The 13,513-nt window shown below is 67.4% G+C and carries 13 protein-coding genes and 1 pseudogene; 10 read left to right on the plus strand and 4 right to left on the minus strand.

The window, feature by feature from the left end:
* Positions 1-7: 7 nt before the first annotated feature.
* From ACZ50K_RS34025 to ACZ50K_RS34065, 9 genes are all read left to right on the plus strand, one after another.
* Positions 8-460, plus strand: a complete 453-nt coding sequence (locus ACZ50K_RS34025; RefSeq protein ID WP_468910524.1) for a phage tail protein — start codon at positions 8-10, stop codon at positions 458-460.
* A gap of 28 nt (positions 461-488) precedes the next feature.
* Positions 489-950 carry a phage tail protein gene (locus ACZ50K_RS34030; protein WP_468910527.1) on the plus strand — a complete coding sequence of 154 codons (462 nt, stop codon included), beginning with the start codon at positions 489-491 and terminating at the stop codon, positions 948-950.
* Positions 951-958: 8 nt separating this feature from the next.
* Positions 959-1,672, plus strand: a complete 714-nt coding sequence (locus tag ACZ50K_RS34035) for a CIS tube protein (RefSeq protein ID WP_468910530.1) — start codon at positions 959-961, stop codon at positions 1,670-1,672.
* An 85-nt stretch (positions 1,673-1,757) separates the two neighbouring features.
* Positions 1,758-3,680, plus strand: coding sequence for a phage baseplate assembly protein V (locus tag ACZ50K_RS34040; RefSeq protein WP_468910533.1), 1,923 nt, complete (start codon positions 1,758-1,760; stop codon positions 3,678-3,680).
* A gap of 8 nt (positions 3,681-3,688) precedes the next feature.
* Complete coding sequence (locus ACZ50K_RS34045; RefSeq protein WP_468910536.1) at positions 3,689-4,108, plus strand: GPW/gp25 family protein; 420 nt, start codon at positions 3,689-3,691, stop codon at positions 4,106-4,108.
* A complete protein-coding gene (locus tag ACZ50K_RS34050) occupies positions 4,108-6,066 on the plus strand; it encodes a putative baseplate assembly protein (RefSeq protein WP_468910539.1) in 1,959 nt (652 codons plus the stop codon). Before ACZ50K_RS34045 ends, ACZ50K_RS34050 begins: the two co-directional genes overlap by 1 nt.
* A gap of 17 nt (positions 6,067-6,083) precedes the next feature.
* Positions 6,084-6,599 (plus strand): phage tail protein, encoded by a 516-nt coding sequence (locus ACZ50K_RS34055; RefSeq protein WP_468910542.1) that lies wholly within the window; start codon positions 6,084-6,086, stop codon positions 6,597-6,599.
* Complete coding sequence (locus ACZ50K_RS34060) at positions 6,596-8,500, plus strand: NADase-type glycan-binding domain-containing protein (RefSeq protein ID WP_468910545.1); 1,905 nt, start codon at positions 6,596-6,598, stop codon at positions 8,498-8,500. The genes ACZ50K_RS34055 and ACZ50K_RS34060 overlap by 4 nt, the downstream gene beginning before the upstream one ends.
* Before the next feature lie 205 nt (positions 8,501-8,705).
* Positions 8,706-9,788, plus strand: a complete 1,083-nt coding sequence (locus tag ACZ50K_RS34065) for an LCP family protein (protein WP_468910547.1) — start codon at positions 8,706-8,708, stop codon at positions 9,786-9,788.
* A gap of 15 nt (positions 9,789-9,803) precedes the next feature.
* On the opposite strand, the gene ACZ50K_RS34070 is transcribed toward ACZ50K_RS34065, so the two are convergent.
* The 4 genes from ACZ50K_RS34070 to ACZ50K_RS34085 form a co-directional block, all read right to left on the minus strand.
* On the minus strand, positions 9,804-10,253 hold the full coding sequence (locus ACZ50K_RS34070; protein ID WP_468910549.1) for an ATP-binding protein: 450 nt from the start codon (positions 10,251-10,253) through the stop codon (positions 9,804-9,806).
* A gap of 110 nt (positions 10,254-10,363) precedes the next feature.
* The gene (locus ACZ50K_RS34075) at positions 10,364-10,762 is read right to left on the minus strand and encodes a hypothetical protein (RefSeq protein WP_468910552.1); all 399 of its coding nucleotides are present in this window, start codon (positions 10,760-10,762) and stop codon (positions 10,364-10,366) included.
* Between the two features lie 588 nt (positions 10,763-11,350).
* Positions 11,351-12,613 carry a hypothetical protein gene (locus tag ACZ50K_RS34080; RefSeq protein WP_468910554.1) on the minus strand — a complete coding sequence of 421 codons (1,263 nt, stop codon included), beginning with the start codon at positions 12,611-12,613 and terminating at the stop codon, positions 11,351-11,353.
* Positions 12,614-12,817: 204 nt separating this feature from the next.
* Entirely contained in the window at positions 12,818-12,967 is a 150-nt protein-coding gene (locus ACZ50K_RS34085; protein ID WP_468910557.1) for a hypothetical protein, read from the minus strand.
* 466 nt (positions 12,968-13,433) lie between these two features.
* Between ACZ50K_RS34085 and ACZ50K_RS34090 the strand changes: the two are divergent.
* Positions 13,434-13,502: pseudogene (locus tag ACZ50K_RS34090) on the plus strand (hypothetical protein); the annotation flags it as partial.
* Positions 13,503-13,513: the final 11 nt, after the last annotated feature.

The raw sequence follows: 13,513 nt of genomic DNA on the forward strand, positions 1-13,513 counted from the left end.
AAACACCGTGGGACTCAATGACAACAGCACGCTCGCCCTCGCGAACCGGTTCTCCGTAGTGGTGGACGCGGGCGAGTACGACCTGGGCAGCTGGGCGCAGGTCCAGGGCCTGGACGTGCAGTGGAAGATGTGCGAGTACCGGGCGGGCGATGCCGGCAACGACCGCTGGTTCTTCCCCGGCTTCACCGAGTACACCCCGCTCAAGCTGACCCGGGCCGCGTGCGCCGACTCCACCAAGGTCCAAAAGTGGCTGTCCGGGAACTCGTTCGCCAGCAAGCCGCACAGCGGCTCCATCTCCCTCATGGACCCGTCCAACACTCCCGTGGTGACCTGGGAGATGCGCCGCATCATCCCCGTGAAGTGGTCGATCTCCTCCTTCGAGGCGGGTCAGAGCAAGGTGGCCCTGGAGACGCTGGAGCTTCAGCACCTCGGGTTCCTCAATGACGGCAGCCAGGCGTGACGGGCCGGATAGGAGCTCCACGATGCCAATGAGACACGATTCGATGCTCGGCATGGTCATGCGGTTCACGGTGACCGTGGACGGGATCGACCTGGGCGGCTGGTCCTCGTGCCGGGGACTGGGAGTCCAGTTCGAGCACGAGGAGCTGGAAGTCGGCGCCAACTACGAGTACAACGTGCTGCTTCCCAAAAGGCTCAAGTACTCCTCCATCACTCTCCAGCGCGCCATGAACGCCGAGGACTCGGCGAAGGTCGCAGCGTGGCTGCGCCGGGTGCGGGACGACTGGTACAGCAGCGACTCCGGGGACGGCTTCCCCGGCAGCTCGGCGACGATCATCCTGCTCGACGCGCACAACGACCTCAGCACACCCGTCTACAAGTGGACCCTGGAGCGCGTCTTCCCCAAGTCGTGGAAGGGTCCCGACCTCGACGCGGCCGGAAACGGGATCGCCATCGAATCCCTCGAACTCGCACATGAGGGATTCCTCTAGGAGACACCGTGGTCAACGCTCTGCTCGTCTGCACCTCACCGCCGATGGTCGGTACCGTCCCCTTCGATTTCAATCCCGACAAGATCCAGATCTCCCGGGACGCCCAGTTCCACTCGTACGGCAGCGCCTCCAGCAACTCCGGGACGCCGGCCGGCAGCACCGGAAGCACATTCAAGAAGGCCGAGCCGCTCAAGATCTCCCTGTCGGAGATCGTTTTCAGCGGCCTGGAGACCAAGCCGCTGTGCGACCAGCTGCTCAACTGGATGAGCCCGGGCGCGGGAAGGCTCGGGCAGGCGGTCGGCGGCGCCATGGCGGTGATGTCAGCGGGGAAGCGCAACTACACCAACCACCTGCCGGTCATCACCTTCCAGTGGGGTCCGCCGCAGATGGGCTTCCTGTACCAGGTGATGCTCCAGCACACGCAGATCAGCTATACGCGCTTCAACCGGCACGGGGTTCCGGTCCGGGCACGGGTCTCCATGAACCTTCAGGAACAGCCCAGCCTGCTCGGCACCCTCCCCACCAACCCGACCTCCGGAGGGCTCCCGGGCCGCCGGGGCCACACCGTCACCCAGGGCGACGACCTGGTGTCGCTCTCCCGGACCCACTACGGGACCACCGCGCGGTGGCGGGACGTAGCCGACGCGAACGCGATCGACGACCCGCTCCGCATGCGGCCGGGACGGACGGTCTACCTGCCCAACCCCGACGAGTTCGACTGATCCTCAGCCCCCGGCCGGCTGATCCGGCCCTCAGCCCCAGCATCCAGCCCGACGCGTACGGCTCCCCATGGAAGGAAGTGTTCCGGTGACGGTCCCCGTATCCAGCCCGCCCGCAGTCCGGGCCACGGTCAAGGCCGGCGCCGTCATGCCCGTGGCCCTGCGCCCGGAGGTCGAGCGCAAGATCCTGCGCGTAGTGGTCGACACCCACCTCCACCTCCCCGGCATGTTCGAGATCACGTTGCTCGACCCGGAGGGCACCGCCGTGTCCGAGGCCGCAATGCACATCGGAGCACGGGTGGAGGTGTACGGCGGAGAGGCGTCGAGCGCCACCGCGGTACGGCTGGTCTCCGGTGAGGTCACCTCCGTCGAGGCCATCTGCGAACGCCTGTCGATCCGGACCGTAGTCCGCGGCTACGACAGGGCGCACCGGCTCCAACGGACCCGGCGGACCCGGACCTTCGTGAACATGAAGGACTCGGACGTCGCCCGGCAAATCGCCGTGGAGGCCCGGCTGGAGATCGGGCAGCTGGACGAGAGCCGAACCACGCACGCCCACCTCTCCCAGATGGCTCAGAGCGACTGGGACTTCCTCCAGTCCAGGGCACGGGACATCGGATTCGAGACGGGTGTCTCGGAGGGCAGGTTCTACTTCCGCAAGGTCTCGTCGGCCGGTTCCGGCGGCGGCCTCCTCGGCGGTCCGTCGCGGAGCACGGGCCGACCCGCCGAGCTGCGCTTTGGGACGAACCTGCTGTCCTTCACCCCGCGGATCACCTCCGCCAACCTCACGCCCGCCGTCGAGGTCAGGAGCTGGAACCCGGAGACCGGCTCGGTCACCGTGGGCCACGCCGCGGCACGCTCCGGCACCGCGCGGCTGGACGAGGACCCCGCATCGGTGACGGCCCCCTACTTCCCCGGCGGCGCACTGGCTTCCGCGGCTCTCGCGAAGGTACCCGTGGGCGGTCGTGCGCCCGAGCCCGACCGGCGGGCGCATGTGGTTGTCGACAGGCCCGCAGGAAGCGGTGCGGGCGCATCCGCCACGGCCGACGAGATGGCAGAGGGGCTGGCGGAGAATGTCTCCAGCGCCTTCGCCGAGGCCAACGGCATCGTGCTGGGCAACCCGGCCGTCCAGGCCGGCCGCGGCGTCGAGGTGGACGGGGTGCCGCCGATCTTCGCCGGCACCTGGCTGGTGACCAGCGCGCGGCACGTCTTCTGCGAGGACGAAGGCGGCTATCTCACCCACTTCTGCGTGAGCGGCCGGCAGGACCGCTCCCTGCTGGGGCTCGCCGTCGGCGGAGGCGCCCGCCGCGGGCACCCGGGTCTGCGGGGTCCGGTGTGCGCGATCGTCACCAATGTTGCGGATCCCTCCTTCCGCGGCCGGGTCAAGGTATCTCTGCCTTGGCTGTCACCGGACTACGAGTCCGACTGGGCCCGGGTGATGCAGTTCGGGGCGGGCAAGCACAGCGGCGCCATGTTCCTGCCCGAGGTGGGCGACGAGGTGCTCGTGGTGTTTGAACAGGACGACCCCGACCGGCCGTTCGTGTTGGGCGGCCTCCTCAACCCGCAGAGCGCGTACACGCTGGGCGGCCCGGCCGTGAAGGCCAACGGGGCCGCCGGGTCGGTCGTACGGCGCGGGTTCGTCAGCAGCACCGGAAACAAGCTGCTCTTCGAGGACGAGAGGCCGCCCAGCGGCCGCAATCCCACCCGCTCCACGATCGTCCTCGGCGACGCGGCCGAGGACCTCCGGCTGTGCATAGACGAACGGGCGGGGCAGATCCACCTGACGTGCCGGCCGACCGGCAGGCAGGACGGCGGCAAGGGCACCATCACGATCGCCACCGCTGCCGGCGGGACGGTCAACGTCGACAGCGGAGCGACCGGTTCGGTGAACGTGACCGGCGGCAACATCACTCTCAAGGCGGCCAAGAGCCTCGACCTCTCCAGCGACGGCCCTCTGAACATCTCCGGACGCCGAGTGAAGATCACCGGCACGCCGATCGAGCTCAACTAGGAAGCGACATGACACTGACGACCTCGCACGACTTCATAGGCGCCGGCTGGTCCTTTCCCCTCGGGGTCAATGCCGCCGGGGGCATCAGCCTTGTCCGGCACGAGGCCGAGCTCGAACAGGCCATCTCTCTGATCCTCTCCACCTACCCCGGGGAGCGGCCCATGCGGCCGGGCTTCGGCTGCCGTCTACGCGACTACGTGTTCCGCGACAGCGGCCCCCGGACCACCAGCCAGTTGTCGAACGAGGTGCGCAACGCGCTGCTGGCCTGGGAGCCACGGATCGACGTGCACACCGTGGTGGTCACCCCCAGCCGTGACGAACCGGGGCTGCTGCACATCGACATCGCCTACGCCGTCAAAGCCACCAACGACCGACGCAATCTGGTCTTCCCGTTCTACACGATCCCCGAGGAAGGAGAGGACTACTAATGACCCTGCCCTCGCCAGACCTGGACGACCGGCGCTTCCAGGACCTTGTGGACGACGCGAAGCGGATGGTCATGGAGCGGTGCCCCGAGTGGACCGACCACAACGTCTCCGACCCGGGTGTCACCCTGATCGAGACATTCGCCTTCATGACCGACCAGCTGCTGTTCCGGCTCAACCGGGTCCCCGACCGACTGTACGTCAAGTTCCTCGAACTGCTGGGCACTCGGCTGCTGCCGCCGACGCCCGCCCGGGTACCGGTCACCTTCTGGCTGTCCGCTCCCGCCTCGGCGCCGTTGCGGATTCCCGCGGGCACCGCCGCCGCCACCCTGCGCACCGAGACCTCCCGGTCGGTGGTGTTCGCGACCCTGCGCGACCTCGATCTGCCGGCGGCCTCACTGGCACATGTGATGACCTTGCAGGCCGAGTGCAACACGCTGCTCGCCCGCAACGAACAGCACCGGCTCGGGGTCAGCTTCCCCGCCTTCGGTTCCACCGCCCCGATTCCCGGGGACAGTCTCCTGGTGGGCCTCGAAGAGCCCGCGCCGTCCGCCCTGGTGGGCATCGACCTGAGCTGCCGCATCCGCGGTGTGGGCGTCGACCCCACCGACCCGCCGCTGGTGTGGGAGGCCTGGACCGGTGAGCGCTGGGAAGCCTGTCGGGTCCATTCGGACACGACCGGCGGTCTGAACCGTCCGGGCTCCCTCGTACTTCAGGTCCCGGCCGGCCACAAGGCCAGTGTGCTCGACGGCCGGCGGGCCGGCTGGCTGCGGGGCATGGTCGTCCCGCCGCAGGAGGGGCTGGCCGCCTACAGCGCCTCACCAGTGATCGACTCGATCGAGGCGGGCATCATGGGCGGCACCGTCGAGGCGGTGCACGCCGAGATCGTCGACAACGACGACCTCGGAGTGTCCGACGGCACCGGCAATCAGCACTTCCAGGCCAGCCGCACCCCCGTGCTCACCCGTGGCGTACCGCCCCTGCTCGACGTCGGTACGGACGACGGCTGGACCCGGTGGACGCGGGTTGAGCACTTCGCCGACAGCGGCCCGGACCAGCAGCACTACCTCCTCGACGGCACCCGGGGAGAGGTCCGCTTCGGACCCACCGTGCGCGAAGCGGACGGCACACTCCGCCAGTACGGGGCCGTCCCGGCCAAGGACGCCCTGGTACGGCTCAGTCGGTATGCCGTGGGCGGCGGCCGGCACGGGAACGTGGGCGCGGGTGCCATCCAGACCCTGAAGAGTTCCATCCCCTTCGTCGCGCGGGTGGAGAACCTCGTCCCCGCGACAGGCGGGGTCGACGGGGAGACCATCGAGGAGGTCAAGACGCGAGCCCCCCTGCAACTGCACACCCGCGACCGTGCCGTGACCGCCGAGGATTTCGAGGTCCTCACCCGGGAGGCAGCCCCGGAACTGGCCCGGGTGCGCTGTCTGACGGCGGGCATGGCCGATGTTCCGGGGGGCGTGGTCAAGGTGCTCGTCGTCCCGAACGTACCGGCCGGCGGCACCGTCCGCTTCGCGGACCTCCGGCCGCTCCCCAGCACGCTCCAGGCGGTGGCCGAGAAGCTCGATGCGGCCCGCCTGCTGGGCACCACCGTGCTCGTGGAGCCACCTCTGTACAAGGGCGTCACCGTTGTCGCCCGGCTCAAGGCCCAGCACGGCGCCAATCCGGCACGAGTCACGGAGCGTGCCCATCAGGCACTCTACGACCACATCCACCCCCTCACCGGCGGCCCGGACGGAACCGGCTGGCCCTTCGGCCGCCCCGTCCAGTCCGGTGACCTGTACGCGGTGCTCCAGCGGGTGCAGGGCGTCGGGATCGTCGAGGAGATCCGCCTGTTCGGCGCCGATCCGCTGACAGGGGCGCGCGGCAAGGAATGCGACCGCGTCGAGGTAGGCGCCGACGGACTGGTGTTCTCCTACGAACACCAGGTGCAGGTGGACGGGGGCAACCGGTGAGGGGCACCGTCCGCGGCGTGAACACGCCCTACCCGATCGGCCGCTACCTTCCTGCCGTCTACCAGGAGGACAGCTTCGCTCAGCGCTTCACCGGCGGACTCGACGACGTGCTGGCCCCGGCGATCGCCGTGCTGGACTCCCTCGACGCCTACGTCGACGCGGCGCTCACCCCCGGGGACTTCCTGCCGTGGCTGGCCAGCTGGGTGGGCCTCGCCCTCGACGAGAACCTCCCCGAGGACCGGCAGCGGGAACTGGTCGCCGCGGCTGCCGCCTTGTACACGCGACGCGGCACCCGGGCGGGCCTGCAGGCGCAGCTCAACCTGACCATCGGCCCCGGCGCCGAGATCATCGACAGCGGCCAGGTGATCACCTCGGACACCGCTGGAAGGATCCGGACCGGTCTCGTCGCGCCGCAGGAGTTCCTCGTACGCCTGCCCGCCGGGGCCGCGCACCAGCGAGAGACCGTCGAGGTACTGGTCGCCACCGCAAAGCCCGCACACGTGCTGCACAGCGTGGAGGCGGCGGGCCCATGACTACCTGTCGCAAATGTGGCTTCCACAACGCGGCTTCCGACACCTTCTGCGGTTCCTGCGGCTCGTTCCTGGAATGGACGGGCACCAAGGCCAAGATCGATCTGGCCGACGAACTCAGGCAGGAGGCGGAGCAGGAGGTCAAAGCTCCCCGTCAGACCCTCGGCCGCCGCGTGCAGCGGATGCTCTACACCGATGTAGGCGAGCGTGACCCGCTACCCGCCCGGAGCGGTCCGGCAGGCCGTGGCGCGGGCGGTTTCGGCGGCTCGCCGGGTATGGGCGGCGGACCTCCCGGTTTCGGCGGAACACCGGGCATGGGAGGCGGACCACCGGGACGCGGTGGCCCTCCCGGCTCCGGCGGACCGCCGGGACTCAGTGGCCCACCGCCCGGCTTCGGTATGCCTCCTGGCAACCCGCTGGGGCCCGGCAGGCACCTTGGGCTCGCGGGTTCCACAGCCCCGACGGGCGGGCCGCCCGGCTTCGGGAGGCCGGGCGCGCCCGGCGCGGCCTCTCCCCTCTTCACCCCGGGTGCGGACGAGGAGGTTGAAGAGGACGACGAGGACGACGCCTTCTTCGCCTCCCTCCTGGCCGGCGGCTCCGCGAAGGACAAGAAGAAAGCCGGACCCAAGGACGAGGAGGAGGAGGATGAGGACGCCTGGCTCGCCGAACTCCTCAAGGAGCACGACGACGAGGACGACGAGGACGAGGACGAGAAGGACTCGGATGGCGAGGAAGACGACGAGGAGGACGAGAACGACTTCCTCAAGGCCCTCATCGCCGACCTGCCCGACACCGAGGACGACGAATGGCTCGCCGAACTGGGCCCCGGTGGCGATGACGAGGACGACGAGAGCGACAAGGACAAGGACGACGAGGACGACGAGGACGACGAGGACGACGAGGAAGACTTCCTCAAGAAGCTGCTGGCCGATCTCCCTGAGGACGACGAGGAGGAGAGCTGGCTCGGCGAGCTCGGAAAGGGGGCGGACGGCCCTCTGCCCGGGGAAGACCGCGCAGCGGGTGCGGCGGTCCCCGAGCCTCTGCCGGTCGCTCCGGACGAGCCCGCACCCCGCCGTCCCGTAGCGCAGCGCCAGCGTTCCACCCGTACCGCACAGCCGGGCGATCTTGAGTGTCCGGCCTGCGGGGAGAACAACTCGAACCAGCGCCACTTCTGTTCCCGCTGCGGCAGCACCCTCGAAGAGGCCCACGAGGCCAGGCCTTCCTGGCCGAGCAGGCTACGGGCGCGACTCCGCCGTGACCCCGTGGTGCTGGAGGCCGGGACCCGGCCGGGTCAGCCAGGAGTGAAGGAGAAAAACAGGCGCTTGACCATGGCGTCCTTGGTAGGTCCGCTGCGGCTGGTCCTCAGTGTGGCCGCGCTGAGCGTCACGACCCTGTACGCCATCCACCCGCCCTTCAAGGCGGATGTAAACCGACGTGCGACCGAGGTCCGTGAGCGCGTGGAGGCCACGATCAACCCGAAGCTGATTCCGGTGAACCCTGTCACGGTGTCAGGCGGCGGGCTCCCGGAGCACGGTGCCGCCTTGATGTTCGACGGGTTCGACAACACCTATTGGGCCACGCCCACCACAAAGGACGTTCCCGAGGTGCGGGTCACGTTCGCCGAGGTGACCGATGTCAGCCATCTCTTGGTGCGGAACGGCGACAGCGAAGACTACCGGGCACGGAACCGACCCAAAACGGTCGAGGTCGGCTATTCAGACGGGCACAAGGAGAAGGTCACACTGAGGGACCTGCCGGACGTGCAGTCCGTCAAGCTTGCCCGTGGCGGTAAGACGAAGTGGCTCACGTTCCGCTTCGAGGACAACTATCTCTCTCCTCGCGCGGACACAACCGCCGTCACCGAGATCGAGATCTACACCATGATTCGCGGGTACCTGCAATGACGCCGCATTACCCCGCGGTGCGCAGCCTCGCGGGCTGCTCCGCGCCCCATCACACCGACCTAACCCCTTTCGCCGAAGGAGACTGCCCTGTGGCAACCAGAACCCCGCATGCCGCGGGCCGCCCCACCCCTCACTCATCGACGCGCCGGCACCGGATCGCAATGCTCCACGCCCGCCGTGCCCTCTGGCAGATGGTGGGACGGCAATGAGCCGAAGGACGACGAACACACCCGGTTCCCGCCGCGAGGCGCGGTTGCGGCGGCGCCGCAAACGACGCATCAGGACCGCCCTGCTGACCTGCGCGCTGACTGTAGGCGCGGGTGGGGCAACGGCATACGCGCTGTACAGCCGGATCGACGCGAACATCACCACGGTCGACGTGTCCTCGCGGCTAGGTCCGGAAAGACCCACTAACGACGGAAAGGGCACCAACATCGCCCTGATCGGCTCCGACACCCGGTCAGGGGCCAACGGCTCCTACGGCAAGGGGCTGACCGGAGCGCAGTCCGACAGCCTGCTGGTCTTGCATCTGTCGGAGAACCGCGAATGGGCAAGCGTGGTGTCCTTCCCCAGGGACTCCTGGATCCGAATACCGTCCTGCGACCTGGACGGGGGCAAGACCTCGAAACCCCAGTCCGGAAAAATCAACAAGGCGTACGCCCTCGGGAACTCCGCGGGCGGGGCAGCGGGCGGAGCAGCTTGCGCCATCAAGACCCTGGAGCACAACACCGGTCTGTACATAGACCACTTTATCGATGTCGATTTCAACGGGTTCAAGGAGGTCGTGAACGCCGTCGGAGGGGTCCGGATGTGTCTTCCCGAGGCGGTAAAGGACGTCAAGGCCCGTGTCTCGCTGCCCGCCGGCTGCCAGAGCATGGACGGCGAGTCGGCTTTGGGCTACGCACGGGCGCGCTACAGCCTCGGCGACGGCAGCGACATCGGCCGCATCGGTCGTCAGCAGCAGCTCATGAAGGCACTCGTATCGGCCGTCCAGAACAAGAAGTTCGATGCTACGGCCATGTACCGGCTGGCCGATTCGTTGACGTCCTCGCTCACCGTCGACCCGGGGCTGGGTGGCATCGGACCGCTCGCCAAGCTGGGGCAGTCCGTGAGTTCCCTGCCGGCCGACCGGCTGTCGTTCATCACCGTGCCCAACTATCCACGGGAGCTGGACGTGCCGTCGGACAAAGCCAACGTGGTGTGGAAGAAGTCCGCGTCCCAAGAGCTCTTCGCCGCACTTAAGGAGGACAACGAGCCCGAGCGGTCCGGCTCGGACGGTGCCGGGTGATAGGCCGCCGGCTGGTCAGATCGCGAAACAGAAGCGGGCGTAGACGGCCTTACCCGTGCGCCCGCTCCTGGTTTCGCAGACGCCCCAGCCGTCGGTGAGCGCTTCGACCAGCTGGCAGCCAAACCCGCCGCCCTCGCCCTTTTGCGCGTCCTCGGGCTCGCAGGGGTGCCGCGGTGAACCGTCCTCGACCTCGACGCGCAATTCGTCGCCCTGCCAGCCGACCCGTACCTCGACCGCGCCCCCTGCGTGCAGGTAGGCGTTGGTGACGAGTTCAGACACGACGAGCAGCACGTCTTGCGCGCGGTCCTCCGCCACGACGCGGCGGCTGTTGCCAGGGTTGGATTCCAGCATTCCTCTGACCAGGTCGCGCGAATGCCGTATGGCTCCGTGCGGGTGTCCGTCCGGCAGCCGGCGGCTTGCGGTTTCGTATGAGGCGTCCATGTCGTTCCTCTGCTCGTCCTGCACCGACACTTCCATCTCACCGCGTACGGATCCGTCGGGGATCGGACGGCCCGCCCCCACGGCAGGGGAACCGCGGCCCCCCGATCGGCCCATGCGGGGCACTTGCGTCCCGGTCACTCGCAGGTCTGGCAGGGCCGTGCGCCGGTTTCCGCCGCGCGCTGGGCGGCAGCTTCGGCGCGTACCAGTTGAAAGGAGAGGTCGAATACCTCCCGGCGCAGCTCAGCGTTGGCTTGGGTGAGTTCGTGGATCTTCCAGGCCATGCGCGAACGGCTCATATGTGCGGTGCCCGGCGGTCGGCGGGCCCGTTCCGTATGCGCTCTGAAGTCCCGCAGGAGCTCTCTGTGCTCGGGACGGTAGATCACATGGCGACCCAGTCCGGATTCAAGAATGAGCTCGGTGATCGTTATGGTGCCGCTGGTGGAGACTTCCGGGCGACCCTCCAGGAGCCGCTCCGCGGCTGCGCGGATCGCCGCCGCGTCGGCACCGGTGTTCCGGGGAGATCTGGGCATCACGGACCGCCCGTTCCCGCCGGAACCGGCATCCCCCGCTTGACACTGTTACTCGCCGACATGCGTCGCCTCCTTCGCACTGCCCTATCCGGGCAGGGGTCGCCGCTGGTCCGGTGGCTCCGGTGACCGAGCGGTGAACAAATCCTCTCGGCCGGTGGGCGGTGCGCGCATGGGACGATCGGTGGATCCGGCCAGAGGATTCCGGTGCCCCCGATCCGGGAGCCGGTGGTGACCGGCCACCTGCCACCGGCTCGGCCCTGCGGTCTGCGGCGGTCGGCTTCTCGGAGGTCACCCCCCTGGATCTGCTCCCGTCTCGTCTCCGCCCTCCGGCGAACAATCACGACGGCCTGCGCCGCGGGTACCGGTCATGTGGCAAATCCTGCCGACGGCCCGGCCAGTACCTGCTGAGGCCTACCGGACTGAGCAGGCAATGTCAGCGCGCCGCGTATCCGTCAGAGACCTGACCGGCGAGGAGGCCTGGGCGGTGCGCCGACCGAAGCCGTCGACGAGTTGCCGCGGTTGGACGGCGGCGCCCGCCACAGGCCTGTCGGCTCCTGATATCCAGTGTCGGCGCACCAGCGGCGAACCCGGTCAGGACTTCCGGGCGCGTAGGATCTTCTTCTGTGAAATGAGCTTGAAAGCGGCCTCGAACTCATGAAACGCCTTGTCGTTGGGGCAGCCGTGCAGAACGACGGAACCGGGGTTGCCGAGGAATCCCTTCGCCCTCACCTCGATCTCGCCCCGCCATCCGAACTGCTCCACGATGGTGGCGAGGCCCCCATCGCCGGCCGAGTCGATGACCAGAACGTCGCCATACCAGTAGCAAGGCACCCTCGTCTTCACTTCACTCTCGTGAAGTGTCTGCTTGCCAGCCTCGATGAGCGCCATCTTCTCCACGGCCAGCCGGGGGTCAGCGCCTGGTTCATAGGCGACAGACTCCGCTTTGCCGTCGGCCAGGGTACGTGCACGCGCCCGGACCAGCATCGGGTTCTTCCTGGGCGTCTTCGAATATAGGATCACCATCACCCGGTCGTCGCCGCTGCTCATGCTGGGCTTGCGGGAGAGGTCCTTGAGGTTCCGCCGCGCCTCCTTCTTCTTCAGCGCGCCCTTGCGCTCCGAGGAGACGTCCATCACGAAGTTACTGATCACCCGGGGGAGTTCGGTCAGCTTTCGCTCCCGCTCCTCCTTGAGCTTCTTCTGCTCGGCGAACGTGTAGTTACAGCCGATCGAGGCGACGGTGAGGTGAGCCGTCTTCTTCTGGAAGTCATCCACCCCTACGCAGAACAGCGCGTAGCAGGAGTAGATCTGGCCGTACACCGGCTGGAGCGCCTGCTTGACGAGATAGAGCTGCTCGTCACCCCAGGCGTACTTGGCACCGTTCTCCAGGCCTTCCATCCACCGACCCCAGAGCTGACCGATGAAGGCATCGTCCACATGCCAGCCGTCGTGGAACTCTTCCATATCCAAGCCGCCCGTGCACGTGAAGACCTTGAGCCATTCCTCAGGCTTCTGCAGAATGTCGTCCTTGAGTGCCAGGAATATTGCTCCAGCTTCCAATTCTGCGGAATTTACCAGCCGATAGAGGGAATTCTGAAACTTTGCCGACTCCCTCTCGAAGGCAATCTCCACATACGGGGCGAATTCAGCGAATCCGTCCGCAATGAGAAATTTTGTGAAAATTTCCCTCTGGGTCTGACCAAGAAACTCGCCAGTCTTTTCATAGCCATGCGAGTGGTCCCGGACGATCTTGATTGAACGGAGATTCACGATCCGCTTGGCCTCACCCGTTTCCTCATCCACCACTCGCGTGAAGGAATCCACCACAGCGGTCTCAACGTCTAGCCAGTAACCCATCTTGATCCTTTTCATTGAGGGCTCGAGAAGCGACCTTATCCGGGCCCCGTTTTTCGGAGTGCTAAAATTTGGACAACAGATTTCAAATGAACACAACGATAAAATCACACCCCCATGCGACGACATCGGTCACGATCTCAGAATCCCCAGGAACGCCTTGCCTCGATCCAGCCGGCGCCGGGATCGTCGCAGGCGCGAAGACCTTCAGTCGACCGCCTTCAGCGACACCCCGAACACCACCGCCGCCGCGTCCTCACGGTCCCGCCCCGCCACCAACGCGGCCACCGCCCGCAGCCGCAGGGCCTCCTGCGCCGACGGCGACAGATGCCGCGCGTCCCCCACCAGATCACTCACACACCACCAACGACCCAGAACCCAAACCGCTTCGGATCGATACCTGCGTCCGGCTCGGGCGTCCGGTCCTGACCGATCGCGCCTACCGTAGGCGCGCAACCGTGGAACGGCGGCCAGCTTCGATTTTTTCGGCCGATGTGCCGGAAGGTCCGATTTCCATTACGCGACTGATGCCATGTAGTCGAGCTTCCCAATTCGGAGCGGCCGCGTTGCGCCGCAACCCGTGGGAATCCGTCTCAGGATAGCGGCCGACGAGCAGAGCGATTTCATGTACGCCCTTCCCCTAGTGTGATGCGCCAGAAATCCTGATGGTTATTTACTACCCTGTTGTCATGTCGCATTCGGGCCCTTCTGCTGTGGAGATCACGCTGTCCGAAGACGAGCGCGCCGATTTGGTGCGCCGGACGGGTATGCCGCGTTGACGCTCGCCGAGAAGGCCCGAATCATCCTGGCGTGCGCTGATGGCATGTCAAACGCGGGTGTCGCACGGATCGTCGGTGTCCAGGCCAAGACGGTGGGCAAGTGGCGTCGGGCTTACGCCGCAGA

The sequence above is a fragment of the Streptomyces sp. NPDC033845 genome (assembly GCF_055576225.1).